Below are 25209 nucleotides of genomic sequence, written 5' to 3' on the forward strand. Positions count from 1 at the left end.
AAAAAGGGGTGAAGTTTACCGAACCGCAGCCACCACGGCGAGCCGCTCGCAGCGGCTGATTCCATTTGCAATTCAGCGATGCCCGTGGCGACGCCGCAGGCAGTGCTGACCCACGGCAAGGCATATCAACAGCAGCACCGGTGATTTGGTGATGGCATCAACCCAGCAGACGCAGGCCGGTCAATCGCTCGTGTTCGCGCCCCGCGAAGCGGTCCGTCATTCCGGCGATGAAATCTGCCACCGCCCGGGCGCGTGCCGAGGGCTCGCCTTCCAGTGCCTGGCGGGTGAAACGGGGCTTCATTTCGCGCGGCTCGGCCACATACGCAGCAAACAGCTCGGTTACCACGCGCTGGGCGCGCCCGGTAGTCTCTACCACCTGCGGGTGGCGGTAAAGGTTCTTGAAAAGAAACCGCTTGAGCTCCGATGACTGGGCCCGCATGGGGGCGCTGAAGCCCACCAGCGTTGCGGCCAAACGCACGTCGGCCACACTGCGGGGCGCGGCACTGGCCAACGCGGCGCTGGTGGCCTCGATCACGTCATAGACCTGTGCACTGAGCATGCGCCGGATGGCTTCATACAGCAGGCGCCGCTCCATCGCCGCGCCCACCAGATGCGGATGCTCGGCCTGCGCCACACGGCGGTAGTGGTCAAACAGAGGAACATCGGCCAGTTGCGCCAGCGTGATCAGGCCCGAGCGCACGCCGTCATCAATGTCATGCGCGTTGTAGGCGATTTCGTCCGCCAGATTGCACAGCTGCGCCTCCAGGCTGGGCTGCTCCTTGCGCAAAAATCGCCCCCCCACGCCTCCAGGTTCATTCAGCTCCAGCCGCTGCGCGTTTGCCTGCGAGCAATGTTTGAGCACGCCCTCCCGCGTTTCGAAGGTCAGGTTGATGCCGTCGTAATCGGGGTAGCGCTCTTCGAGGTGGTCCACCACCCGCAGACTCTGCAGGTTGTGTTCGAACCCGCCATGGGCCTGCATGCACCCGTTCAGCGCATCCTGCCCGGCGTGCCCGAAAGGGGTGTGGCCGAGGTCATGGGCCAGAGAGATCGCCTCCACCAGGTCTTCGTTGATGCGCAACGACCGGGCAATCGAACGCCCCAGTTGCGCCACCTCCAGCGAATGCGTGAGCCGCGTGCGAAACAGATCCCCTTCGTGGTTCAAAAACACCTGGGTTTTGTAAACCAGCCGACGGAACGCCGACGAGTGCACGATGCGGTCGCGGTCGCGCTGGTAGTCGGTGCGCGTGGGCGCGGCGGGCTCGGGGTAGCGGCGCCCGCGCGACAGCGCGGGGTCGCAGGCATAGCAAGCCAAGGATGAGTTTTGAGTCAAATTGCCCTCTAGCGCTTTAGCAGCAAGCACCTACAGCTATATCTTCGATAGCACTCGACGCGTCACACACCCGGTGATTGCCCATCACCCGGCGCAGCAGGCGTCAATCACCTCGCGCACCAGTGCGTCGGGTGCGGCGCGCACGCAGGCCCGGCCCGGCCCGTCGATCAGCACAAAGCGGATTTCGCCCGCCTCCGCCTTCTTGTCCACGCGCATCAGCTCCAAATAGCGGCCGGCATTGTCGGCAGCATCCAGCACCGGCCCACGCAGGGGCAGCCCGGCGCGTTGCACCAGCGTTTTCAAGCGCGCTGCAAACGCGTCGTCAACCAAACCCAAGCGCCGCGACAGCTCGGCCGCCATCACCATGCCGGCGCCCACGCCCTCGCCATGCAGCCACGCGCCATAGCCCATGCCCGCCTCGATGGCGTGGCCAAAGGTATGGCCAAAATTCAGAATGGCGCGCAGCCCGGCCTCGCGCTCGTCCTGCCCCACCACCCAGGCCTTGATCTCGCAGCTGCGCCGCACCGCATGCGCCAGCGCCGTGCGGTCGCGCGCCAAAAGCGCATCCATGTGCTCTTCCAGCCAGCCCATGAAGTCCATGTCGGCAATCGGCCCGTATTTGATGACCTCGGCCAGCCCGGCGCTGAGCTCACGCACAGGCAACGTATCGAGCGTGGACAGGTCACACACCACCAGTTGCGGCTGGTAGAACGCACCAATCATGTTCTTGCCCAGCGGGTGGTTGATGGCCGTCTTGCCTCCCACCGACGAATCCACCTGCGCCAATAGTGTGGTCGGCACCTGCACAAACGGCACACCGCGCATGTAGCTGGCAGCGGCGAAGCCCGTCATGTCGCCCACCACCCCGCCGCCCAGGGCAAACAGCACGGTCTTGCGGTCGCAGCCGTGCTGCAGCAGGGCGTCGAAGATCAGGTTCAGGGTTTGCCAGTTTTTGTGCTCCTCGCCGTCGGGCAGGACTACGGTGTGGACCTGGGCGTACTTGGGTGCGAGCGCCGAGCGCAGGGCATCGGCATACAGCGGCGCCACTGTGGTGTTGGTGACGATGAGGGCAGCGGTCGCCTTGGGCAGCGCGGCGTAGGTGGCGGGGGTGGCCAGCAGGCCAGGGGCGATGGTGATGGGGTAGCTGCGGTCGGCCAGGTTGATGGCGACGGTTTGCACGACGCTGGCGGGCAATGAAATCGACGAAGTGGACGATGCAGATGCACCACCATCGCGCTGCAAAGCAGAGTTCGGTGAGGTAATTACAGTGGACATGGTGGGCCTAGTTTAGGGCAGCCGCACGGTACGCCGGCTGCTCACAGTTCGCGCAAGGGAGTATCCGATGCCTTTTTTGCGACTGAGACCCTGAGAAGCAAACAAGTTGGGCAACGGAGTCCGTCACCCCAATTTCCCCCACAAATAGCCGAGACCGATTCCGAACGGAAGATGATCTAAATCACCCCTGACAGAGTAAAAAAGCCGCCGCAAAACAAAAATTCAGATTCCACGCGATAGTGGCTCTGTCAGAACAAAACAGACCGATATTCACGACACCGATCTGTTTCGCCCCAAAGATGGAGTTCAATCAGGCGTGAAGCAGTCATTCACGCCATAAGCAGGCGTCAAGAACGAACCGTTTTTGTCATCGCCCTCGACAAAACCTGTTGTATAGGTCTTTTCCACCACCCCCTCAGAACCTGCCACACTGGTAGTCACTTTCACCGCATATTGAAGCCAAGTCGCAACATTCATAGGGTACTCCACCTGTATGGTGGCGCGACCATTCGTGCCGGTTGTTTTATCACCGATAAAAGACAAAACCACATCCGCTTTGCGCGGTGAAATTTCGCCATCGCCGTCACCGGCGAGGATTTCATCTGCGTCCAGAAATCCGTTCCGATTCAAGTCTTCATTCCGGCACCAAGTGCGTGGACTGGCATATAGCCCTTTTCCATAGGAACGCAGATCAACACTCGCAGAGATTTGCGCATTGGGCACCGCATTGCCAGCTGCATCCGCCACTGCAATATCAAACTTCTTGATGTAGGTGAGATTGTTCGCGCCTTTCACCAGCTCGTTGTTATCACCCAAGGTGATTGAAAGTGGCTGACTGGCAACCGTCATGGTTGCAATTCTGAAATTTGGACAAGCGCCATTCGCGATCTCCGCGTCAGTCAGGCCATAACACACTCGAACCTGAACTCCATCTGTGGGACTGGACCGCGTACCAGCAACATATTCAGAAAACGCTTGACCGGTGGAATCGCTATAGACTGTGGCAGCACCCGTTGAAATCACTTCACCACTGCCCAGCCCCGGCGGAACAATCTCGAAACGGGCGCGAACATTCGCAATAGCTTGGTTGGTCGCGTTTTGAAACACCGCCCTCAAGCCCGCCCGATTCGTGCTGGAGCCCGCCGTATTGGGCGCAATGGTGTTCGGAGTAATAGCCAAGCTGGCTGCGCTAATCACTCCCGTTGCATTAGGAATACCAGTTCCTCCAGGCAGCAATACCTGCACGTCTGGCGTCTGGGCAGTCACACCCGAAGCAGTCGCCACAATGGTGTATGTACCCGCAGAAACAGGGGCAGCCGGCAATTGAACGGTGACATTGCCATCGCTATCGGTAGCCACACTTTGTGTGAAACCCAGTGTGCCACCCAACTTGACGGGGACCTGTGCGATACCAGACCCATTAACGTCAGTTACTTTGATGGACAACGTAGCCGGGCCGCCAGGAACCGGTACTGCAGGGACCAAAGACAAAGCCACTTTACTGCCAGTGACAGGAATCACTGCTGTCGCAGTCTTATCTCCCATCTTTATGGTCGCCGTAATATCCCTATTGGCCTTGCTGCCTCCAATAGAAATTTTCCCGGAAGCTTTACCTGTGGCGTCGGAAACAGCCACTTCTGGCGTATAAACACCAGAACTAACCGAAACTGCCAAAGCGGCATTTGCCACCGGATTGTTATTGGCATCCAGAGCAGTGACCGTTAACGTGGCCTCATCCGAGCCCGAGTTGGTCAATGCATTTTTATTCAGCTGATAAACGATGTTCGCGACACTTACCGTTGCAGGCTGTCCGTTAGGTGGCGTCCCTGAATTCCCTCCCCCACCACCACAAGCCACCAACACAGCCACCAATGGCACAGTCAATATTCTGAAAAGTTTTCGCATTTTTTTACCAATCATAAATTTATTTATCGCACTGGACCACGGTCAGTAATGACCTTCGGCGTAATAAAAACCAACATTTCACGTTTCGAAGACTCTTTTGTCCGGCTCTTGAACAAATTGCCCACCACCGGCACATCACCCAGCACGGGAATCTTGTTTTCCTGATTGGTGTCTTCCATTTCGAAAATGCCGCCAATCACCACGGTTCCACCGTTTTCTATCAGGATTTGGGTCTTGATGTGCTTGGTGTCGATAGCTACACCCTGCGTGGTGGTTTCGCCCCGGCTGTCCTTGTTGATGTCCAGGTCGAGAATGATGCTTCCCTCGGGTGTGATCTGTGGGGTCACTTCCAGCTTCAACACGGCCTTTTTGAAAGCCAGGGTGGTTGCGCCATTGGGCGCGGTCACCGAATAGGGATATTCCGTGCCCTGCTCGATCAAGGCTTTAGTCTGGTCGGCAGTGATGATGCGCGGGCTCGACACGATCTTGCCCTTGCCATCAGCCTCCATGGCGGAGAGCTCCAGCGTCAGGAATCTGTTGGCAGCAGAGTTGAATATGGAGAGGGCAAAACTCCCCACACTGCTGACATTCGAAAGGCTGGCAGGCAGGTTGACAAAATTGCCATCGGTGTTTGTGGTCCCGCCCGCGCCACTGGAGGCAACCGCATTGCTGTAACTGGTACCAAATGCCACACGATTGTTTCCACCAATCCCATAGCCGCCATCGCCACCACGGTTGGCACGCAAGTCCGTACCACCCAGCCTCACCCCTAACGAGCGACCAAACGTGTCACGTGCCTCCACAATACGGGCCTCGATCAAAACCTGGCGCACGGCAACATCAAGCGTTGACAGCAATTGGCGCACTTCTTCAAGCTTGCTGGGCGTGTCTGTCACAAAGAGCTGATTCGTACGAGGCTCAGAAATAGCGCTCCCCCGCTCCGTCAAAAATCTTGTTGAAACGCCGCCACCGCTACTCGAACTATTAGTAAGCTGGGTAATCATGTCCGCCGCTTTGGCGTAGTTGAGCTGGAAAGCTTGTGTTTTGAGGGGCTCCAACTTCTGAATGGCCAACGCAGCCTCGAAGTCCTTCTTGGTACGCGCATCAATTTCATCCTTGGGTGCAATCCACAGCACGCTTCCGGATTTGCGCATGCCCAAGCCCTTGGCGTCCATGATGATCTGCAGGGCTTGATCCCAAGGAACATCTTTCAACCGAAGTGTCAGCGCACCCGTCACCGTGTCAGAAGTCACGATATTGAAATTGGTGAAATCTGCAATCACTTGCAGCAGCGACCTCACTTCAATATTTTGAAAATTGAGCGACAGCTTTTCTCCGCTGTATCCCGGCCCTTGGGTCAACTTGCTCAAATCCACCTTCTTCTGGCGGATTTCTACGACAAATTGATTATCGCTTTGATAGGCGCTGTGATCCCAGTCCCCAACGGGCTCTATCACCATACGCACCCGTTCACCCTGTTGGGACGTGGTCACTATTTGAACGGGCGTGCCAAAGTCCGTCACGTCGAGACGACGGCGCAGACCTTCCGGCAAAGACGAACGAAGAAAATCAATGGTCAAACCTTTGCCTTGCCGGCGCAAGTCAACACCAACCTGGTTGTTCGCAAGCCCGACAATAATGCGCCCCGAGCCGTCAGCGCCCCTGCGAAAATCAACGTCCTTCAAAGGAAGCGTATCGCTGTTCGCACCCTCTGCAAACACCACAGCAGAAGACTGCTGCGAAGCCGCCATGGAGGTCGTCACAGGCACCAAAGAAATGATAAGTGTCTTGCCTTGCACCTCTGCCTGGTAAGACGTTGCCTGCTTAAGGTTCAAAACCAACCGAGACCGGTCACCGGCTTGCACGATGTTGATGGACTTCAGATTCCCCTGATTCACATCGACGACAGACCGCCCCATTGAGTTGGTGGTCCCGGGAAAATCCAGCGCGATGCGCGCTGGCGATTGAATTGCGAAGCCGGTGGGAACGGCAGCGAGTGGCTGAGATAGCTCAACACGAACAACTTCTGCACCACCCTGCATCGTGCCAGTGACCGCCTCAATGGCGCTTTGTGCCATGGCAGCCGTTGCAGCCAACGTTGCCACTATTGCACATACGGCATTTCTGTAGTGGTTCATAATCCAGATATTTTTCGTTATCATTTCTTACCCTCCTGCAGGTCAAGCGATGCGGTGCGCTCTATCCAATCTCCAGTGGCGTCTTGCACTATTTCGCGCAACTCAACCGCCGTTTCAGAGATTTTGGTAATTTTTCCATAATTCTGACCCAGGTAATTGCCGAACCGAACCTGATACAACAGATTGTCAACCTTGAGAAGGGCGGTGGGTGTTCCTGTCTTGTTGAGACTGCCAACCATTGTCATGGCATCCAGCGGAAAGGCCTCTAAAGGTTCTTTTCTGCGCGCCATTTCCGGAGCAATCAACGAGGCATTGGATGCAATCTGGACAGAATCACGTCTCAGAGCTTGTGTCAGCTTGATTTGATTGAACGGTTCGATTCCATTTTCGACGGTATACGCTTGCGGCTGAAACTGCTTGGGCTCAGTAAGAGGAGTGATGCGTGGTTTGGTTGTGGCACGTTGATCGGCCATCCATTGGCGCAGCTCATCTTCTCCCGTGGGGCCGCAACCGGACAAAAACCCAATACAACCAATCAAAACCAGACGACCGACCCACATCATTTCTTGCCTCCGGCATTCTTTTGCGCCTGAATTTCTTCAGGATCCAGGTAACGGAAAGTTCTCGCGGTAGCGTCCATAGACAACGTTCCGGACTCCTTTCCACCAGGAGCAATCGAGATATTGTTCAGCGTCACGATGCGAGACAAATGTGCAACATCTGACGCAAATGAACCAATGTCATGGTATTTGCCAGTTACCCGAACAGCGATCGGAAGCTCAGCATAATAATCTCTTACAACGATTTGGCCAGGACGAAACAAATCGAATTGCAAACTCCGACCCAAGCCGGCTTGGTTGATATCAGACAACAAGGCAGCCATTTCTGCTTTGCTGGGCAATTGCTTTTCCAATTGAATAACATATTGCTGAATCTGCTCGCGCTGCTTCTTGAGCGCCTCAAGACTCACCGCCTTCACGAGCTTCTTCGTATAATCCTCACGGAGAACAACTTCTTTACCACGCTCAAGTTCGAGCTCTGCCTGGTAATCCGTCAGCTTGACAAACCAGAGAGCTACGGCTACGCCAATTGCGATAAATGCACAGAGCAGAACTTTCGGCAAGACAGGCCAAAGCGATGGATCCTTGGTGTCGAGATTTTTAAACTGTCGTTGCAGATTGCTTTGTAACGCAGCGAAATCAATTTTCGGAGATTGTGTTTTTGCCATAGTTACTTTCCAGCCGGAGCAGCAACATTCGAGCTGGCGGCGTCCATGGTCTTTTGAGCCTCACTTGCCCGTACAAGCTGAAATCTCAAATTGAAAGCGCCCACACGACGCTGATCGCGCGGAGTCAAGGCCACATTGCTGGCGACGATTTCCACCAACTCCGGCTTGGAAAACCAAGGGGTGTTGTTGGTGAGATTGCGCAACATCTCAGAAACACGCTCGTTGGACTGGGCCATACCTTGCATGGTGATGGTCTGCCCGGCTTGCTTCATGCTGGTGATGTAAACGCCATCGGGCAATTGCTTGACGAGTTCGTTCAGCAAGTGCACCGGCAAATTGCGGTCAGATTGCAGGTCCTCAACAGCCTTCTGGCGAGCGCGCAAGGAAGCAATTTCTTCTTCAATGGACGCAATTTCCTTAATCTGATTTTCGAGAACCTTGATTTCACTCTGAAGAAAGCTGTTTTTGCCTTGTTGGTCCGTGATCATCACCTGAAACCACCAATAGATGGATCCAGCGATAGCAAGGCCCAACAATAACGACGCGAACATCGTTGCCTGAAACGCCTCACGCCTGCGTTTACGCGCAGCCTCCCGGTGCGGGAGCAGATTAATCAATATCACTGCAAAAACCTCCGCATTGCCAAACCGCATGAAGTCAAATACGAAGGGGCTTCACGCACCATTTTTTTCAGCCGCACGGAACTTCCAATTTCCATGCCATCAAAAGGATTGACCGCACTGCAAGCAAATCCGGTTTGCTGTGTGACGGCTTCCGTCAACCCGGGGAGCGGCGCCGACCCGCCGGCGAGCATGATGTGGTCGACCCGGTTGTGGGGGGTGCTGGTGAAGAAAAATTGCAACGCACGGCCAATTTCTTGCGCCATGTTTTCGACAAACGGGCGCAGTACGGACGCTTGGTAGTCTTCAGGAAGGTCACCATTGCGTTTTTTGCTCTCCGCCTCTTCGATGGAAAAGCCGTATTGCCGCACGATGAGTTGCGTCAGCTGCGCACCGCCGAAAGCTTGGTCTCGGTCGTACAAGACTTCTTCATTTCGAATGACCTGCATGCTCGTGGTGAGCGCGCCGACCTCAAACAGAGCGACCAAGGCATCCACCCCTTTATTGGGTAATGCTTCGATCAAGCGCCCTGCAGCCAGCCGTGATGCGTGTGACTCGATGTCGACAACGACGGGCTTGAGACCGGCTGCCTCGGCGAGACCTTGACGGTCTTGCACCTTTTCACGCCGTGAAGCAGCAATCAGCACATCCACGTCGCCTGGCGCATTTTTGCTAGGCCCAATCACACAGAAGTCCAGACTGACCTCATCCAGCGAAAATGGAATGTATTGATTGGCCTCCGACTCGACTTGCACCTCGAGTTCCTGCTCCGTCATCCCCCCCGGCAACGTGATCTTTTTGGTGATCACGGCGGACGGTGGTAAGGCCAAGGCAACGTTCTTGGTACGAGTACCGCTCTTCTTGACCAGCCTGCGCAACGCTTCGGCGACCTCATCGAATTTCTCGATGTTACCGTCTGTGATCCATCCGCGCTCCAGCGGCTCGATCGCGCAGCGCTCCAGCACCAGACCACCCGCCTTGTCATGACCTAACTCCACCAGTTTGACGCTGGAAGAACTGATGTCGATCCCCAGCAGCGGAGCAGACTGGCGACTAAAAAAGGACCCCGTAGAGATCAAGATTGGTCTCCTGTAACTTGCCAAAATGACGCAACAAAACTTAACATTTCACATGAATGCTATCAGTAAGGTACTTCACCAGCAAAGGTTTTCAGGCACGCACAATCTTTCAAACGTTGCCAAAAGCAGACGGCTCGTTGCTTCGCGACACTGCCATTGATGCATTCGTCGGCCGTCCTGGCTGGCCGATAAGATTGAGGGCGCACCCCCTACAACTGCATCAGTCGCCGCCGTTTTTATAATGGGTGCTCTTTTCCATTCGGAGCGATATGGCGCCCCCCAACTCCCCCAAACAACCTCAAAAGCCAGACGCTTCGGCAACTGGTCGACGCCCCGGCTGGTTCCGCTGGATTTTTCGTGCTTTTTTATGGATCGGTGGGCTCGGGTTGGCAGGAGGAATCGCATTGCTGCTGACCGTTGGCGTGGCGCTCTCCATGGCCTACCCCAATCTTCCCGACGTATCAGACCTTGCAGACTACCGACCCAAGCTTCCTCTGCGGATCTACTCGTCGGAAGGTGCTTTGCTGGGAGAGTTCGGCGAGGAAAGGCGCAACCTGACGCCCATAGGCGAGATCCCCACCGTGGTGAAAGACGCAGTGCTGGCCATTGAAGATGCACGGTTCTTCCAGCACGGTGGCGTCGATTACAAGGGAATGATGCGCGCAGTCCTTGCCAATCTGGGCCGCGTCAAAAGCCAGGGTGCCTCGACTATCACAATGCAAGTGGCGCGCAATGTTTATTTATCTTCCGAGAAAACATTTACCCGGAAAATTTACGAAATCTTACTGACATTCAAACTCGAACATTTGCTCACAAAAGACCAAATTCTCGAGATTTATATGAATCAGATTTACTTGGGCAACCGGGCGTATGGTTTTGCAGCCGCCTCCGAGGCCTATTTTGGCAAGCCACTCAAGTCGGTTTCCATCGCGGAAGCAGCGATGCTGGCTGGTCTGCCTAAGGCCCCCTCGGCTTACAACCCCATCAGCAACCCCAAGCGCGCCCGGTCGCGCCAACTTTACATCATTGAGCGGATGCAAGAAATCGGCTACATCACCGCCGACGAAGCCGCTGAAGCCAAACAGGAAAAAATCACCATACGATCAGGATATGACAACACCCGCGTTCATGCTGAATACGTTGCCGAGATGGTGCGCCAACTGATCTTCAGCCAGTACGGCAATGAGGCATACACCCGCGGCTTGAACGTATACACCACCCTGAACGCAGGCAACCAGGAGGCTGCTTATGCCGCTTTGAGGCGCGGCATCATGGATTACGAACGGCGCCAACATTACCGCGGCCCCGAACAATTCGTGAGTCTGCCGACTGCAGCAGAAGAGGTGGAAGACGCGATTGACGAAGCACTGGCCAACCATCCGGACAATGGCGATATTCTGGCTGCGGTGGTGCTGGAGGCCACGTCACGCAAGATCGTGGCGGCGCGCGCCAATGGCGATACCCTCGAAATCACGGGCGACGGACTCAAGCCTGCGCAGTCGGGTCTGAGCGACAAGGCAGCCCCCAACATCAAGATTCGCCGCGGCGCCGTGATTCGCGTGGCCAAGACGCCCAAAAACGCCTGGGAAATCACCCAACTCCCCGAGGTCGAGGGTGCTTTGGTGGCTGTCGATCCACGCAACGGAGCCATCAAGGCGCTGGTGGGCGGTTTTGATTTTGACAAGAACAAGTTCAACCATGCAGCCCAAGCATGGCGCCAGCCGGGTTCCAGTTTCAAGCCCTTCATCTATTCCGCCGCGCTGGAAAAGGGCTTTACCCCGGCCACCGTTGTCAACGACGCTCCGCTGTTTTTTGACGCAGGCGTCACTGGCAGTCAACCCTGGGAGCCCAAAAATTACGACGGAAGATACGACGGCCCCATGACCATGCGAACGGGGCTTGCAAAGTCCAAGAACATGGTCTCCATTCGCATCCTGCAGGCGGTAGGGCCCAAAACGGCGCAGGAGTGGGTCACCCGTTTCGGGTTCGAGGCTGAAAAGCACCCCGCCTATCTGACCATGGCATTGGGTGCGGGTTCTGTTACGCCCTTGCAAATGGCATCTGCCTTCTCGGTGTTTGCCAATGGTGGCTACCGCGTCAACCCTTGGTTGATTACACGCGTGACCGACCACAAGGGTCGGGTGATCTCGGAGAACCCGCCCCCTGACATCAGCGATCTGCCTCGCGCCATTGATGCAAGAAATGCATTTGTCATGAACAACCTGTTGCAGGAGGTCACGCGCTCGGGGACTGCTGCACGGGCGCAAGCCACTCTCAAGCGGACGGATCTGCATGGCAAGACGGGCACCACGAACGACTCCGTGGACGCCTGGTTTGCAGGCTATCAGCCCACCTTGGCGGCCGTGACGTGGATCGGCTATGACAAGCCGCGCAACCTGGGCAGCCGTGAAACCGGGGGCGGACTGAGCTTACCGGTATGGATCAACTTCATGGAACGGGCCCTCAAGGGCGTGCCAGTCATGGAGGCCACTGTGCCGCCAGGGGTGGTGAATGTTGGTGGTGAGTGGTTCTATGAGGAATATTCGCGCAACGCGGGCGTTGCAAACGTAGGCCTGGAAAATCGGCCCACCCCTTCATCGACCGTGGCACCGCAGGCGCCACCGCCACCCGAAGAACGCGGTCGCATACTCGACCTGTTTCGCAACTGATTCTTTGCAAGATGCGGTCCTGCTGTGTTTTCACAGTGGCGCCGCATGTGCAATACATGTCCGGGTCTTGCCACTGCAAGGCTGGCTCGGCTCCCGATCCTGCCAGCGCTAATCAGGCCACGAATCGCAACGGCGTGCCCGACTGCTGTTCGGCATCCCGGCTCAGCCGGTCAAAGAATTCGCCGGCACCTTTGGTGTCTTGCCAGGCCAAGCCATCAAACCGGTAGTGGTATCCGCCCGACTTTGCGGCCATCCACACCTCATGCAGCGGTTTTTGCAAGTTGATGATGATTTGACTGCGGTTGGGAAATGTCAGTGTCACCATGCCGCCTGTGCGCTGGCTGTCCACATCGGCGGCCCCCTCATCGTTGATGCGATCGCAACTGCGTTCAACGGCAAGCAGCAGTTTTTCAGCCTGGTCCAGAAATTCAAGGTCGGTCATTACAATTTACGCATGTTGAGAGCTTCCCAAATTCTAGTCAGGTCTATTGCCCTTGCTGCCAGTGCGGCAGTGCTGTGGGGCTGCGGCCAGCGCGGCCCCTTGTATCTACCTGGGGCGCCTGAAGCCAGTCAACGCGCCACGTTGCCTGAAACGCTGTCCCCTGTAAAAACGGAACCGGCAGCACCCGCCACGGCCGCACCACCCGCTTCCGTGCCACGGTGACTGTGCAGGCGGCGGCCTTCAGGTATGTGAAACGCACAGGGCAAACGCAAACTTGATTCTTATCAAGCACTAAGAACGTGGGTAATCGTACAGTCGATGTTTTATTGCATTGCAGCATCGACATGGCCCTGGAACTCTATCGCGACAAGCATCACGCCTGCCTCATGTTTACCGACCTCATCGAGGAGGATGGGCAGGCGGTTCAGGCCAACCAGTTCCTGATCGTCGATGACGACACGGGCGCCATCATCGATCCCGGAGGCAACCTCGCCTTCAATGAATTGTTCATGGGGATGTCCAAGCACTTCCCGCCCAGCAAGCTGGCGTATGTCATTGCATCGCATGCCGATCCAGACATCATTGCCTCACTCGATCGCTGGATGAGCACCACCAAGGCTTCGCTGGTGATTTCTCGGGTGTGGGAGCGGTTTGCCCCCCATTTCACCAAGGTGGACAAGACAGAAAACCGCGTGATCGGCGTGCCCGACAGTGGCGGCCACCTGCCTTTGGGGCGCCACGAACTGGTGTTGCTGCCAGCGCACTTCATGCACTCCGAAGGCAACTTCCATTTCTACGACCCGGTCAGCCGCATTCTTTTCACCGGCGACCTGGGCGTGTCAATGACGTCGGGGGCAGAGGCGCGCATTCCTGTCACCGATCTGGCTGCGCATATCCCGCGCATGGAGGGTTTTCACCGCCGCTACATGGTGTCCAACAAGATCTTGCGGCTGTGGGTGCACATGGCGCGCCAGCTGGACATCGCCATGCTGGTGCCCCAGCATGGCGCACCCATCATGGGAAAAAAGGCCATCAGCGATTTTCTGGACTGGATCGAAAACCTCATGTGCGGCATCGACTTGTTTGATGACCGCGCCTACCAGATCCCGACCGCCCACATCGACCCGGTAAGCCGACAAATGCGGCCAGCACTGCACGCGGTGAACGCTTGATGGTTATTGACAAAATCGGCTCCAGCCCTTTCGCATAAAGCGCTAACAGCTACTATTTTAGTAGCATTCAAAATGACTTTGCGGCTTTGCCGTTTCCCGAAGACCGTGCCGCCCTGGAGACCATGCGCCGCCACAGGCGCCAGCCCAGCAGCACCGACAGAATGGCAGCATACACCGCAACTTCCGCAAAGTCGTTTTTGCCCGCGCGCATCCAGAAAAAATGCAGGATCGCCAATCCGGCCACTCCATACACTGCCCGGTGCAGCGCCTGCCACCGGCGCCCTCCCAATGCCCGAATGGCACGTTGGAATGAGGTGGCTGCCAACACGGCGAGCAGGAAAAACGCCAGGAACCCCACCAGGATAAAGGGGCGCTTGGCAATGTCGCGGGCTATCTCGGCAAGGTCAAAGCCCATGTCGAACCCGCTGTAGCTCAACAGGTGCAGCAGCGCATAAAAAAACACAAACAGGCCCAACATGCGCCGAAAACGGGCAAGTTGCGGGCTCGCGGTGATGACGCGCAGCGGTGTCACCGCAAGCACCAAGCACAGGGCCCGCAGGGTCCAGTCGCCTGTGGCGCGGATCAGCGCCTCTGCCGGGTTGGCGCCAAGCTGGTTGGTGGCGGCCGCGTAAACCAGCCACACCAAGGGCAGCAGACACAACACAAACAACACCGGTTTGGCCACCGGATGGAGCAGAAGTTTTCTCATGGCACAACGCACCGGACGATTGGCCCGATGTCACCCGCGGCGGTGTTCAATAAAACTTCTTGAGATCCATGCCGGCGTAGAGCTGGCCCACCTGGGCCTCGTAGCCGTTGAACATCAGGGTTTTGCGCTTCTTGGCAAACAGGCCGTCTTCGCCAATGCGGCGCTCGGTGGCCTGGCTCCAGCGCGGGTGATCCACCTCGGGATTCACATTGGAATAGAACCCATATTCCTGTTTGGCTGCCTTGTTCCAGGCCGTTCCTGGCTCTTTCTCGACAAAACGGATCTTGACGATGCTCTTGGCACTTTTGAAGCCATATTTCCAGGGCACCACCAGGCGCACTGGCGCGCCGTTCTGGTTGGGCAGCACTTCGCCATACATGCCAAAGGCCAGCAGCGTTAGCGGGTGCATGGCCTCGTCCATGCGCAGGCCCTCCACATACGGCCAGTCGAGCACGCGCGAGCCCACATAGGGCATCGTCGCCTTGTCGGCCAGCGTTACGAACTCCACATACTTGGCGTTGCCCTGCGGCTCCACGCGCTTGATGAGCTCGGCCAGCGAGTAGCCCACCCAGGGAATGACCATGGACCAGCCCTCCACGCACCGAAGGCGGTAAATGCGCTCTTCCTGGGCGCCGAGCTTGAGCAGGTCTTCGATGCCGTATTTGCCGGGCTTCTTGACCAGGCCTTCCACCTCCACGGTCCAGGGGGCGGTCTTGAGGGTGTGTGCGTTGCGCGCAGGATCGGCCTTGTCGGTGCCAAATTCGTAGAAGTTGTTGTAGGTGCTCGCGTCCTTGTAGTCGGTGAGCTTCTCCATCGAGACCGCCCCCGCCACCGCCGACCTGGCACCCGCCAGCGCTGCCAGTTTGCCTGGGCGCGCCACCTGGGCCATGGCCTCACGCCCCGCCCAGGAAGCCAGAGCGGCGCCCGCCGCACCGCCCGCCATGAGCTTGAGCATCTGGCGGCGGTCTTCGTAAACCGAACGTGGGGTAATTTCGGAGGAGTGCGGGTGGATAAAACCCGAATCGCGCGATGGAATCAGCATGGAGGCTCCGGTCATTCTCTGGTTGAAACAGCTGTGCGGTAGAGCAGAACAACTGTTAGTTCGTTCCCTGAACCGATCAGGTTACACCGAGGACGCGAGAGTTGCAGACCATGCCCTGCATGGCCTTTGCCATCATCGTGGTATCAAAGCGTGCCGTAGCTGTGCAGCCCGCTCAGAAACATGTTCACGCCCAGAAAGGCGAACGTGGTGACCACCAGCCCCACCAGCGCCCACCAGGCAGACACGGTACCGCGCAGCCCCTTCATGAGGCGCATGTGCAGCCACGCTGCATAGTTGAGCCACACGATCAGCGCCCAGGTTTCCTTGGGGTCCCAGCTCCAGTAACCGCCCCAGGCCTCGGCCGCCCACAGCGCCCCCAGCACGGTGGCAATGGTGAAGAACGCAAAGCCGACGGCAATCGACTTGTACATCACGTCATCCAGAATCTCGAACGACGGCAGGCGCTCAGCAATGCGTTTGCGACCCATCAAAATGCCCGCCACGATGAGCGCGGAGATGCCGAAATAGACCATCCAATAGCCACCGCCGGTTTCGGCGGCACCCTGGCGGAACACAATGGGCTCAAAGCACAGCACTACGCCCAGCAGCCACAGGGGCGCCAGTTTGTACCAGCGGGTTTCACTGGCCTGCTGCTTGATAAGGTAGGCAAAGGCCACCATGGCTGCCAGCGCAAAAGTGCCGTAGCCAATGAAGTTGGCAGGCACATGCAGCTTCATCCACCAGCTTTTGAGTGCGGGCACCAGGGGCTGGATCTCGTGGGCTTCGCGCACCACCGTGTACCACAGCAAAAAACCCACCGCAGCGCTCACCACCAGCATCACGAAGCCACCCAGAGCACGCGTGCCGTACTGCTGCTCGTAATACAGATAGAACGCCGCCGTCATCCAGCAGAACATCACGAACACTTCGTAGAGGTTGCTGACCGGGATGTGGCCGATATCGGGGCCAATCAGGTAGCTTTCATACCAGCGCACCAGGGTGCCGATGAGAGCCATGCCCACGGCAACCCACGCAAGGCGCGAGCCGATCAGACTCATGGTGTGGCCTTCGCCCCTCGCAAACATGCCCAACCAGTAAAACGCCGTGCTCATGAAAAAGAGCATGCTCATCCACAAAATGGCCGACTGGCTGGACAGAAAGTATTTAAGCCCGAACACCGTCTCGGCACGCGCAAGGTTGCCCGCACCATCTTGCTGGTACAAGCCGATGGCTGCCAGTGCCAGCACCACCACGACCAGCATCAACACCTGCAGCGGACGCCAGAACCAGCCCAGCCATACGGTGCAGGGAATCGCGCCCAGCAGAATGCCTTTTTCGTACACATCCATGTAGCTGCCATAGCGCTGCAGCGCATACAGCCCACCTACGGTCACGATGGCAGCGAACAGCCAGTCGAACCAGTTGCGGCGGGCGAAGAACCCCTCGTTGAGCAAGATAGTGGTGGTAGCAGTGTTCATGCGTTGCCTCAGTGGGGACGAGCCCCGATCAGTTTTTCAGCGAGCTGGACGAACTCCCGGTCGCCGTCCATGGTCTTGCGATTGGTGGACAGTGCCATCAGCGCGTGAGACTGGTCCCCCTGCGGAGCGACCCACACCCACACGCGGCGCTCGCGCACATAGAGCATGGCAAAAACGCCCAAAATCAGCAAGGCGCAACCCAGATAGACAATGTTCTTGCCAGGGGCTCGCGCCACCTGAAACACGCTGGCCTGCACCTGGGTGAAGTCTTTGAGCTCAAAAGCCAGCGGTGCAGGATAGATCTGCGCATCGCTCAGCGAGAGCACCGCCTGCGTCATGAACGCCTGCGTCTGGTCACTCTGCTCCATGGGTTTCAGCCCTGCACGCTCACGCGTGAGCTGGGCCAGCTCGAACAGGGCACCGTTGAGAATGCGCACCAGCACTTCGCCGGCACGCGAGCGCTCGGCTTCGGGCACATTGGCCTCCATGAAGTCAGAGATGGCCTGCAAGCCACCGAGCGTCTTGCCATCAGGCCCATTGCTTCCGGCAAACAACGCCAGCGCCCGCAACGCAGATTGGGACAGCTGTGCAGCCAATTCGGGGCGCGATGGCTCTACCGCCAGCGCTACGTAACGGCGCACGGCCTCCTCCCGCGCCGCCGGATCGCCGAGTGCGGCGTACAGGCGCATGAACTCTTCCATGGAGCTCTGCTCGTCGGCTGGAACGCGCAGGTAACGGAAGGGATCGGACGGGTTCTCGCGCACCCCCAGCAAAAACACCGGCACCCCGTCGCCCGTGTCCACGGGCAGCATGTAGTTGTGAAACTCGCGCGCCTGTCCTGCCGCATCGCGCAGCTTGTAGCTCACGCTGGGCCCTACATTGCGCAGTTCTTTTTTGGTCACCGTCTTGTTGGCAGCACCCAGGCGGGACTCCACCGACTCACGCAGATCGACCTTGCGCACATCGACACCTGAGCCCGGTGCGCCCACCACGTCACCAAAATTCTCGACATTGATGGTGCGCAGCGCCGTGAATTCGAGCGTGAGCTTCTCGCCGTCCGTAACACCGCCCCTGCCGACCAGTTCGGTGGATCCGCCCACCGTGCCTTCAATGTCAAATGCCTTGGCGCCCGCAGTCATGGGCACGGCGCGCAGCTTGAGGTGCGAGCCACCGTCGTCAAAGCTCGACTGGTAAATCTCGATGCCCTTGTAACTGGCGGGGTGATTCACCTCGATGCGGGCAGGCGTTTTCTCGCCAGTGGCCTTGTCGTGAATGATGACCTCGCTGGCAAACAGCTTGGGCATGCCGGTGGAGTAATGCTCCACAATGAATTTCTTGAGTTCGATGGCAAAGGGCAGGTCTTGCAACAGCACCCCGTCGGACTGGCTGAGGATGGCGGTGCCCGATTGCGTTCCCTCTGCAACCACCAGATTGCCCCGGAACGTGGGGTTGCGCTCGGACAGACGGTGTTCTGGCTTCACCTCGGAGATCAGGCCACTACCGGCGTAGGGTGTTTTGCCGCCCAGCAGCATCTGCGCTCGCACGATCAGGTCACCATCGAACAGCCCGCCCAGGCAGATCAGCACGATGGCGCTGTGTGCAGCGATGTAGCCGATTTTGTTGGCGGCCCCGGCCTTGGCCGCCACCATCCAGCCCGGACCCGCGCCCTTGGCCGAATCCCGCTGCTGCAGTTTCACCTTCCAGCCGCCACTGGCCAGCGTGCTGCCAATGCGTCGCGCTGCGGCCTCGGCCGGTTCCGCCAGCGAACCTTCGGCCTTGTGGTGAAAGGACCGAAGGCTTTGCTCGCGGATATTCTCTTTGTAGACCTTCAGATCCACCAGGATTTTGGGCGTGTTGCGCGCGATGCACAACGACGTGCTGACCACCAGAAAGGCCAGGATCAGCAGGAACCACCATGCGCTGTAAACCGCATTGAGCTGGATGGCTGCAAAGAGTTCTGCCCAGAACGGGCCGAACTGGTTCACATAATTCACCGCCGGTTCATGCTGCTTGAGCACCGTGCCAATGACCGATGCGATGCAGATCACCGTCAGCAGCGAAATGGCAAAGCGCATGGAAGACAGCAGCTCGATGCCTGCACGCAGGGCCTGGGAGCCAGACCGGACTTGAACGCCTTGGGTTGTGTCAGACATGAAAGAGGTGAACGCAAGCACTAAAGAAAAAGGGCGGGGCCATCTTGAACGATGGGCCCGCCCGTCTTGGGGTTTGTTATTGGCGGTTGGTTCCAGGCTTCCCGCCTGGCGGGGCCGCCGAAATCACAAAAAAATCAGCGCAGGCCGGCAATGTAGTCGGCAACCGCCTTGATTTCCCGGTCATTGAGCTTTGCGGCTACCTGGGTCATCTGCAGACTGTTGGCACGCGAGCCGTCGCGGAACATGTTCAGCTGCGACACGGTGTAGTCGGCATGCTGACCCGAAAGGCGGGGATATTGCGACGGAATGCCCGCGCCATTGGGGCTGTGGCAACCCGCGCAAGCAGCAATCTGGCGGTCTGCGATGCCGCCGCGGTAGATGCGCTCACCCAGTGCCACCAGGGCCTTGTCGGTCGACGTGCCGGGCGTGGCGGGCTTGGAGGCCGCCCAGTACGAGATGTTCTTCATGTCCTCGTCGGTCAGCATCGATGCAAAGCCGGTCATGATGGCGTTGCTGCGTTTGCCGGACTTGAACTCCTGCAACTGCTTGACCAGGTATTCCGGATGCTGCTGTGACAGCTTCGGATTGACAGGAATGGCGGAATTGCCATCTGCACCGTGGCATGCAACGCACACCGCAGCGTAGCTGGCCTCGCCTTTGACCAGGTCGGGCTTGGCCGCCTTGGTCGGCGCCGCAGGTGTTTCACCCGCAGAAAAGGCCGGGAGAGCGGGTGCTGCCAGTGCGGCAGCCATCAGCATAGAGGCAAGCAACTTCATATCGAGGGTCTGTAATTAGGTCCGCAAAACCACGCGATTCTACAATGAGGCTTCAACGTATCCTAACTTTCCATGACGACACCCTCTTTCGCGCCAGTTGCTGGCTCCCTTTCGCCCGCACCAGACGCCAAGATCGCCATGGGCTGGATGCACACCGCCAAGTTCCTCACCACGGCTGCGCAACTGCACCATCTGCCGCCCATCCACGTGCCCGAGATAGCCTTTGTGGGTCGTTCCAACGCGGGCAAATCCACTTGCATCAACACGCTTACCCAGCAAAAGCAGCTGGCGTTCGCCTCTAAAAGGCCCGGGCGCACGCAGCACATCAACCTTTTCTCTCTGGGCAAACACGGCGTGACCGATGCCGTGCTCGCTGATCTGCCCGGCTACGGCTACGCGAAGGTGTCGCGATCCGACAAGGTGCGCTGGCAGCAAGTGATGGTCAATTACCTGGTCAGCCGCCCCGGGCTCACCGGCATCGTCTTGTTGTGCGACCCACGGCTCGGGTTGACCGAGCTGGACGAGGCTCTGCTCGAAGTGCTGCGCCCACGGGTCGAAGAAGGCCTGAAATTCCTCATCCTTCTGACCAAGGCCGACAAGCTCACACGCTCTGAGCAGGCCAAGATCCTGTCGATTACGCGACTGAACGCGGCCGGCGGAGATGTGATGATGTTCTCGGCCCTCAAGAAGCAAGGGGTGGACGAGGTGGCGCAATTGCTGTGGCAATGGGCGCACCCGGTGTTGCCTGCAACCGAAGCGGCGCAAGCGCCCCCCGAGTCGGCCGCCGAAGCACCGGAAAATTCTGGGGAATCTGAACCAAACTAGGCTCTGGCGCTTATGCATCAAGCGGCAGCAGCTATTTATTGCATAGCACCATGATTTTTTCAGAACCCATCAACCTGCCGCACGGCATCACCCTGCAGTGCCGCGTGAGCGGCGTGGCGGGGCGGCCTACCCTGTTTTTTTTGCACGGCTTTCCGGAAGGCGCCTTCATCTGGGACGCTTTGCTGCTGCATTTTTCGCGCCCCGAAAATGGCGGCTACCGTTGCGTGGCGCCATTTTTGCGCGGCTTCGGGGCATCGAGCAGTCCGGCGGAAGTGGCGGCTTATCGCGCCAAACACCTCGTGCAGGATCTCGTTGCGCTGATTGCCGCTGAATCCCCCGGCGGCGTACTCGAATGCCTGGTGGCGCACGACTGGGGCGGTGCGGTGGCCTGGAATCTGGCCAACCAGCAGCCCGGTCTGATGAAGCGGCTGGCCATCTTCAATTCACCCCACCCGGGGGCTTTTTTGCGCGAGCTGCAGCACAGCCCGGCGCAGCAGGCCAGCAGCCAGTACATGCACTTTTTGTGCAGGCCCGATGCCGAGGCACTGCTGGCCGAAAACGACTTTCGTCGCCTGTTTGCTTTTTTCAACAACCCGGACGGCAGCGCACCCGCGTGGCTGACCGACACCGTGCGCGCCCAATACCGCGCCCTGTGGCAGCAGGGCCTGACCGGCGCCTGCAACTACTACCGCGCCAGCCCGCTGCGCCCGCCCCGCGAAGGCGACCCGGCCGCGCAGGCAGTCACCCTGCCCGACACGATGCTGACCGTGGATGTGCCCACACTGGTGCTGTGGGGTATGGACGACCCTGCCCTGCTGCCCGGCCTGCTGGACGGCCTGCCGGGCTGGGTGCCGCAGCTGCAATTGCAGCGCGTGCCGGGCGCATCGCACTGGATCGTGCATGAACACCCGGAGCGCGTGGCCGTGGAATTGCAGCGCTTTTTGCAATCAAACTGATAGCTGCTTGCGCTTTACCCATAAGCGCCAGAGGCCATTTTGACTCATATTTTGCAGCACAGGCTGCGCCATGCTGCTGCCACCATGGAGCTGTCTTGGCCGGGTTGCCGTCGCCCCCCTGCGATAGAAGGCGCGCCGCACGCCATGAAAGCCCCGGGGAAATCAATACACCGACGGCTCGCCTGCGGGCCGCGTCTTGAACCGCTTGTGCACCCAGTAATACTGGCCGGGCATGGTGTCGATATAGCTTTGCAGGCGCAGGTTCATCTGGGCCGTGTCGGCCTCTACGTCGTCAGAGGGATAGCCCTCCCAGGCGGGCGTGATCTCGGCCACGTAGCCGGTGGGTGTCAGGCGGGTGTACATGCCGATCACCTTGGCCCGCCCCAGCCGTGCAAACCGTGGCAGTGAGGGCACGGTTGCGGTTGGCACACCATAAAAAGGCACGAAGATCGACTCGCCGGGGCCAAAGTCCATGTCGGACAGCAGGTACAGCAGCCCACCCTTGCGCAGGTTGGAAATGATGGGTTTCACGCCATCGGCCCGGTTGAGCATGCGCACATCGCCAAAGCGCTGGCGCCCGGCCATGAACCAGGCGTCTACCGCCGGATCGGGGTGGGTTGAAAAAATGGATGTAAAGGCGCGCGGGGTGTGCAGAGTGAGCGCGGTGCCCCCGGCGTCCATGCCGTAAAAATGCGGGGCAAAAATGATGGTGGGGGTGTCGCCCTCCAGCTCGTTCAGCGCGCCCTGCAGCCGCACGCGCCGCTGCACCACTTCGCGCGGGGCAAACCACAGCCAGCTGCGGTCCAGCCAGGTCTGGCAGAACACCACAAACGTTTCGCGCGCCCAGCGACTGCGCTGCGCAACGGTGGCCTTTGGAAAACACAACGCCAGGTTGCGCAGGGCCACCTTGCGGCGCGGCACGGCCAGAACGTAAAGCAACTGCCCAAGGCACCAGCCCAGCGCGCGCAGCGCGGGCAACGGCACATGCGCCAGCACCCGCATGAACCACACCCCCAGGCGCCCGGTCATGCCGCGCCCCCGGGGGTGGCTTCAGCACGCGGCTGCTTGTAGCGGGCATAGCCCCACAGGTATTGCTCGGGACATTGGCGGATGAGGTGTTCCATGGCCTGATTGATCTGCAAAACAGCACTTTCCAGCCGCTCGTCCAGCGGCGCGGGCAAAGGCTCGAAGTGGGTGACGAAACCACGGCCCCAAGGCAGACGCTCGCAGCGCGCCAGCACCACGGCAGCGCCGGTCTGCTGGGCCAGGCGCACGGCCAGCGTCATGGTGTAGGCATCGCGGCCAAAAAAGGGCGACCAGACGCCCTGGCCATCGGGCGGCACCTGGTCGGGCAGCAGCCCCACCGCCTCGCCGCGGCGCAGTGCCTTGATCATCTGGCGCACGCCCGACAGCGTGGTGGGCACGGCCAGCATGCCGGGGCGGTTGCGCGCGGTCTCCATCACCCGCGCCAGCCACGGCTGGCGCGCTGGCCGGTAGAGCACGGTGATGGGGCCGCGCTCAGCGCTCCAGTGGCGCGCCGCCGCCTGGGCAGACAGCTCAAAACAGCCCTGGTGGGGCGTGAGAAACACAATGCCGCGCCCCGCGGCGTACGCCTGCTCTACACAAGCCTCGCCCACCATACCGCAGGGCAGAGGCGCACCCAGCCACAGCCGCGGCAACTCGGCCACCATGCGGCCCGCATGGGCCACTGCCGCGCGCACCGCACCAAACGAATACCCGGCCCGCGCCGAATTCTCGAGAAAGCGGCGCCGGTAGGTGGGCGACGCACAGAACGCCACCCAGCCCATGGCTGCGCCCATGACATGCAGCAACCACAGTGGGAATATGGAGAAGATTCGAAAAACCAATGGCATTAAAATGACCGGGTCGCTGAGTTAAATGAGCAACTTGCAGGGCGACGTTAAATAAATCTGCTAAAGCGTTCGCCAAAGCTCCTTCGGGGTGAGGGCAACGCCCTAAATGCCGGAACACAGGAGTTTATTCAAATGGCGAACGACTTTCTCTTTACCTCGGAATCCGTCTCCGAAGGCCACCCCGACAAGGTGGCCGACCAGATCTCGGATGCGATCCTTGATGCGATCTTCAAGCAAGACCCCCGCAGCCGCGTCGCCGCCGAAACGCTGACCAACACCGGCCTCGTGGTGCTGGCCGGTGAAATCACCACCAACGCGCATGTGGATTACATCCAGGTGGCGCGCGACACCATCAAGCGCATCGGCTACGACAACACCGACTACGGCATCGACTACAAAGGCTGCGCCGTGCTCGTGGCCTACGACAAGCAGAGCAACGACATTGCCCAGGGCGTGGACCACGCTAGCGACGACCACCTGAACACCGGCGCCGGTGACCAGGGCCTGATGTTCGGCTACGCCTGCGACGAAACGCCCGAGCTGATGCCCGCGCCCATTTACTACGCGCACCGCCTGGTCGAGCGCCAGGCCCAGCTGCGCAAGGACGGGCGCCTGCCCTTCCTGCGCCCCGACGCCAAGAGCCAGGTGACCATGCGCTATGTGGACGGCAAGCCGCACAGCATCGACACGGTGGTGCTGTCCACCCAGCACCACCCCGACCAGAGCGAGACGCAGCACAAGATGAAGGCCAGCTTCGTCGAAGCGGTCATCGAAGAGATCATAAAGCCCGTGCTGCCCAAGGAATGGCTGCAGGACACGAAGTACCTGATCAACCCCACGGGCCGTTTCGTCATTGGCGGCCCACAGGGCGACTGCGGCCTCACCGGCCGCAAGATCATCGTGGACACCTACGGCGGCGCCTGCCCCCACGGCGGTGGCGCCTTCAGCGGCAAAGATCCAACGAAGGTGGACCGCTCGGCCGCCTACGCCGCACGCTACGTGGCCAAGAACATCGTGGCCGCCGGTCTGGCCAAGCAATGCCAGATCCAGGTGGCCTACGCCATCGGTGTGGCGCACCCGATGAACATCACGGTCTACACCGAAGGCACGGGCGTGATTCCCGACTCCGAGATCGCCAAGCTGATTCAGTTGCCCGAGATCGGCATTGACCTGCGCCCCAAGGGCATCATCCAGATGCTCGACCTGCTGCGCCCCATCTACGAAAAGACCGCCGCTTACGGCCACTTTGGCCGCGAAGAGCCCGAGTTCAGCTGGGAACGTACGGACAAGGCAGCTGCGCTGCGCGCAGCTGCGGGCCTGTAAAGGCCCCGAGCGGAGCGCGCTTGGCTGTTTTTCGGCGCAGGCTCATATCGCGCAGCGATGTGAAGGCCTGCAAGGTCGGCCGAAGCCAACGCACCGACAAGGCGACGACGCTGCAGGCAGCGGCAGGGCTCTAGGTCCGCCGTTTGCCCCACGCAAACCATAAAGCTCCGGCAGGGCTGCACGCCCGCCATGCGGCGGCAAGCGCTCCACCGCCA

Annotated in this window: 22 protein-coding genes; 6 read left to right on the forward strand and 16 right to left on the reverse strand. The window is 59.2% G+C overall.

Features of this window, described 5'->3' with window-relative positions; translation table 11 throughout:
- Nucleotides 1–157 precede the first annotated feature (157 nt).
- The 8 genes from DTW89_RS02175 to DTW89_RS02210 all read right to left on the reverse strand — a co-directional run bounded on the left by DTW89_RS02175 (nt 158) and on the right by DTW89_RS02210 (nt 9575).
- Nucleotides 158–1312 (reverse strand): deoxyguanosinetriphosphate triphosphohydrolase, encoded by a 1155-nt coding sequence (locus tag DTW89_RS02175; protein WP_236636998.1) that lies wholly within the window; start codon nt 1310–1312, stop codon nt 158–160.
- A 102-nt stretch (nt 1313–1414) separates the two neighbouring features.
- Nucleotides 1415–2605, reverse strand: a complete 1191-nt coding sequence (gene aroB / locus DTW89_RS02180; RefSeq protein WP_114654726.1) for a 3-dehydroquinate synthase — start codon at nt 2603–2605, stop codon at nt 1415–1417.
- A 306-nt stretch (nt 2606–2911) separates the two neighbouring features.
- Nucleotides 2912–4525, reverse strand: coding sequence for a carboxypeptidase-like regulatory domain-containing protein (locus DTW89_RS19230; protein WP_147277615.1), 1614 nt, complete (start codon nt 4523–4525; stop codon nt 2912–2914).
- Nucleotides 4526–4533: 8 nt separating this feature from the next.
- Nucleotides 4534–6648, reverse strand: coding sequence for a type IV pilus secretin PilQ (gene pilQ, locus DTW89_RS02190; protein ID WP_442858084.1), 2115 nt, complete (start codon nt 6646–6648; stop codon nt 4534–4536).
- 20 nt (nt 6649–6668) lie between these two features.
- A complete protein-coding gene (locus tag DTW89_RS02195; protein WP_114654729.1) occupies nt 6669–7211 on the reverse strand; it encodes a pilus assembly protein PilP in 543 nt (180 codons plus the stop codon).
- Nucleotides 7208–7876 carry a type 4a pilus biogenesis protein PilO gene (locus DTW89_RS02200; RefSeq protein WP_111864663.1) on the reverse strand — a complete coding sequence of 223 codons (669 nt, stop codon included), beginning with the start codon at nt 7874–7876 and terminating at the stop codon, nt 7208–7210. The genes DTW89_RS02195 and DTW89_RS02200 overlap by 4 nt, the downstream gene beginning before the upstream one ends.
- Nucleotides 7877–7878: 2 nt before the next feature.
- Nucleotides 7879–8499, reverse strand: a complete 621-nt coding sequence (locus DTW89_RS02205; RefSeq protein WP_024814122.1) for a PilN domain-containing protein — start codon at nt 8497–8499, stop codon at nt 7879–7881.
- On the reverse strand, nt 8496–9575 hold the full coding sequence (locus DTW89_RS02210; protein WP_114654730.1) for a pilus assembly protein PilM: 1080 nt from the start codon (nt 9573–9575) through the stop codon (nt 8496–8498). The genes DTW89_RS02205 and DTW89_RS02210 overlap by 4 nt, the downstream gene beginning before the upstream one ends.
- Nucleotides 9576–9844: 269 nt before the next feature.
- Here DTW89_RS02210 and DTW89_RS02215 point away from each other — a divergent pair, with 269 nt between their 5' ends.
- Nucleotides 9845–12244 carry a penicillin-binding protein 1A gene (locus DTW89_RS02215; RefSeq protein ID WP_114654731.1) on the forward strand — a complete coding sequence of 800 codons (2400 nt, stop codon included), beginning with the start codon at nt 9845–9847 and terminating at the stop codon, nt 12242–12244.
- Between the two features lie 112 nt (nt 12245–12356).
- Here the strand turns inward: DTW89_RS02215 and cyaY are convergent, their stop codons facing one another.
- Nucleotides 12357–12686 carry an iron donor protein CyaY gene (gene cyaY / locus DTW89_RS02220; protein WP_024814119.1) on the reverse strand — a complete coding sequence of 110 codons (330 nt, stop codon included), beginning with the start codon at nt 12684–12686 and terminating at the stop codon, nt 12357–12359.
- A 12-nt stretch (nt 12687–12698) separates the two neighbouring features.
- On the opposite strand from cyaY, the gene lptM reads away from it, so the two are divergent.
- Nucleotides 12699–12908, forward strand: a complete 210-nt coding sequence (gene lptM / locus DTW89_RS02225) for an LPS translocon maturation chaperone LptM (protein ID WP_081739334.1) — start codon at nt 12699–12701, stop codon at nt 12906–12908.
- 122 nt (nt 12909–13030) lie between these two features.
- Nucleotides 13031–13858, forward strand: a complete 828-nt coding sequence (locus DTW89_RS02230; RefSeq protein ID WP_114654732.1) for an MBL fold metallo-hydrolase — start codon at nt 13031–13033, stop codon at nt 13856–13858.
- 67 nt (nt 13859–13925) lie between these two features.
- Here DTW89_RS02230 and DTW89_RS02235 read toward each other — a convergent pair whose 3' ends face one another.
- From DTW89_RS02235 to DTW89_RS02255, 5 genes are all read right to left on the reverse strand, one after another.
- A complete protein-coding gene (locus tag DTW89_RS02235; RefSeq protein WP_024814117.1) occupies nt 13926–14567 on the reverse strand; it encodes a sulfite oxidase heme-binding subunit YedZ in 642 nt (213 codons plus the stop codon).
- A gap of 46 nt (nt 14568–14613) precedes the next feature.
- Nucleotides 14614–15609: a protein-methionine-sulfoxide reductase catalytic subunit MsrP gene (gene msrP / locus DTW89_RS02240; RefSeq protein ID WP_111864671.1), complete on the reverse strand. Its 996-nt coding sequence runs from the start codon at nt 15607–15609 to the stop codon at nt 14614–14616.
- A gap of 143 nt (nt 15610–15752) precedes the next feature.
- Nucleotides 15753–17087, reverse strand: coding sequence for a c-type cytochrome biogenesis protein CcsB (gene ccsB / locus DTW89_RS02245; protein ID WP_024814115.1), 1335 nt, complete (start codon nt 17085–17087; stop codon nt 15753–15755).
- An 8-nt stretch (nt 17088–17095) separates the two neighbouring features.
- Nucleotides 17096–19240, reverse strand: a complete 2145-nt coding sequence (locus DTW89_RS02250; RefSeq protein ID WP_035240912.1) for a cytochrome c biogenesis protein ResB — start codon at nt 19238–19240, stop codon at nt 17096–17098.
- Between the two features lie 134 nt (nt 19241–19374).
- Complete coding sequence (locus tag DTW89_RS02255; protein ID WP_024814114.1) at nt 19375–20016, reverse strand: c-type cytochrome; 642 nt, start codon at nt 20014–20016, stop codon at nt 19375–19377.
- Nucleotides 20017–20088: 72 nt separating this feature from the next.
- Between DTW89_RS02255 and yihA the strand changes: the two genes are divergently transcribed.
- Together yihA and DTW89_RS02265 are read left to right on the forward strand one after the other, a co-directional pair.
- Nucleotides 20089–20841, forward strand: coding sequence for a ribosome biogenesis GTP-binding protein YihA/YsxC (gene yihA / locus DTW89_RS02260; protein ID WP_114654733.1), 753 nt, complete (start codon nt 20089–20091; stop codon nt 20839–20841).
- Between the two features lie 50 nt (nt 20842–20891).
- Nucleotides 20892–21797, forward strand: a complete 906-nt coding sequence (locus DTW89_RS02265; RefSeq protein WP_114654734.1) for an alpha/beta fold hydrolase — start codon at nt 20892–20894, stop codon at nt 21795–21797.
- Between the two features lie 162 nt (nt 21798–21959).
- Here DTW89_RS02265 and DTW89_RS02270 read toward each other — a convergent pair whose 3' ends face one another.
- Together DTW89_RS02270 and DTW89_RS02275 are read right to left on the reverse strand one after the other, a co-directional pair.
- Nucleotides 21960–22826 (reverse strand): lysophospholipid acyltransferase family protein, encoded by an 867-nt coding sequence (locus tag DTW89_RS02270; protein ID WP_024814111.1) that lies wholly within the window; start codon nt 22824–22826, stop codon nt 21960–21962.
- Nucleotides 22823–23671 (reverse strand): lysophospholipid acyltransferase family protein, encoded by an 849-nt coding sequence (locus DTW89_RS02275; protein WP_114654735.1) that lies wholly within the window; start codon nt 23669–23671, stop codon nt 22823–22825. Before DTW89_RS02275 ends, DTW89_RS02270 begins: the two co-directional genes overlap by 4 nt.
- Nucleotides 23672–23803: 132 nt before the next feature.
- Between DTW89_RS02275 and metK the strand changes: the two genes are divergently transcribed.
- Nucleotides 23804–24994: a methionine adenosyltransferase gene (gene metK / locus DTW89_RS02280; protein WP_111864682.1), complete on the forward strand. Its 1191-nt coding sequence runs from the start codon at nt 23804–23806 to the stop codon at nt 24992–24994.
- Nucleotides 24995–25209 lie beyond the last annotated feature (215 nt).

Origin of the sequence: Acidovorax sp. BoFeN1 (genome assembly GCF_003345135.1) — a bacterium.
GTDB lineage: Bacteria > Pseudomonadota > Gammaproteobacteria > Burkholderiales > Burkholderiaceae_C > Acidovorax > Acidovorax defluvii.

Excerpts from the sequence above, each read along its gene's own strand:
- aroB (WP_114654726.1), bottom strand. The coding sequence starts at position 2,605 with ATGTCCACTGTAATTACCTCACCGAACTCTGCTTTGCAGCGCGATGGT.
- DTW89_RS19230 (WP_147277615.1), bottom strand. The coding sequence starts at position 4,525 with ATGATTGGTAAAAAAATGCGAAAACTTTTCAGAATATTGACTGTGCCA.
- pilQ (WP_442858084.1), bottom strand. The coding sequence starts at position 6,648 with ATGAACCACTACAGAAATGCCGTATGTGCAATAGTGGCAACGTTGGCT.
- DTW89_RS02195 (WP_114654729.1), bottom strand. The coding sequence starts at position 7,211 with ATGATGTGGGTCGGTCGTCTGGTTTTGATTGGTTGTATTGGGTTTTTG.
- DTW89_RS02200 (WP_111864663.1), bottom strand. The coding sequence starts at position 7,876 with ATGGCAAAAACACAATCTCCGAAAATTGATTTCGCTGCGTTACAAAGC.
- DTW89_RS02215 (WP_114654731.1), top strand. The coding sequence starts at position 9,845 with ATGGCGCCCCCCAACTCCCCCAAACAACCTCAAAAGCCAGACGCTTCG.
- cyaY (WP_024814119.1), bottom strand. The coding sequence starts at position 12,686 with ATGACCGACCTTGAATTTCTGGACCAGGCTGAAAAACTGCTGCTTGCC.
- lptM (WP_081739334.1), top strand. The coding sequence starts at position 12,699 with ATGTTGAGAGCTTCCCAAATTCTAGTCAGGTCTATTGCCCTTGCTGCC.
- DTW89_RS02230 (WP_114654732.1), top strand. The coding sequence starts at position 13,031 with ATGGCCCTGGAACTCTATCGCGACAAGCATCACGCCTGCCTCATGTTT.
- DTW89_RS02235 (WP_024814117.1), bottom strand. The coding sequence starts at position 14,567 with ATGAGAAAACTTCTGCTCCATCCGGTGGCCAAACCGGTGTTGTTTGTG.
- msrP (WP_111864671.1), bottom strand. The coding sequence starts at position 15,609 with ATGCTGATTCCATCGCGCGATTCGGGTTTTATCCACCCGCACTCCTCC.
- ccsB (WP_024814115.1), bottom strand. The coding sequence starts at position 17,087 with ATGAACACTGCTACCACCACTATCTTGCTCAACGAGGGGTTCTTCGCC.
- DTW89_RS02250 (WP_035240912.1), bottom strand. The coding sequence starts at position 19,240 with ATGTCTGACACAACCCAAGGCGTTCAAGTCCGGTCTGGCTCCCAGGCC.
- DTW89_RS02255 (WP_024814114.1), bottom strand. The coding sequence starts at position 20,016 with ATGAAGTTGCTTGCCTCTATGCTGATGGCTGCCGCACTGGCAGCACCC.
- yihA (WP_114654733.1), top strand. The coding sequence starts at position 20,089 with ATGACGACACCCTCTTTCGCGCCAGTTGCTGGCTCCCTTTCGCCCGCA.
- DTW89_RS02265 (WP_114654734.1), top strand. The coding sequence starts at position 20,892 with ATGATTTTTTCAGAACCCATCAACCTGCCGCACGGCATCACCCTGCAG.
- DTW89_RS02270 (WP_024814111.1), bottom strand. The coding sequence starts at position 22,826 with ATGACCGGGCGCCTGGGGGTGTGGTTCATGCGGGTGCTGGCGCATGTG.
- DTW89_RS02275 (WP_114654735.1), bottom strand. The coding sequence starts at position 23,671 with ATGCCATTGGTTTTTCGAATCTTCTCCATATTCCCACTGTGGTTGCTG.
- metK (WP_111864682.1), top strand. The coding sequence starts at position 23,804 with ATGGCGAACGACTTTCTCTTTACCTCGGAATCCGTCTCCGAAGGCCAC.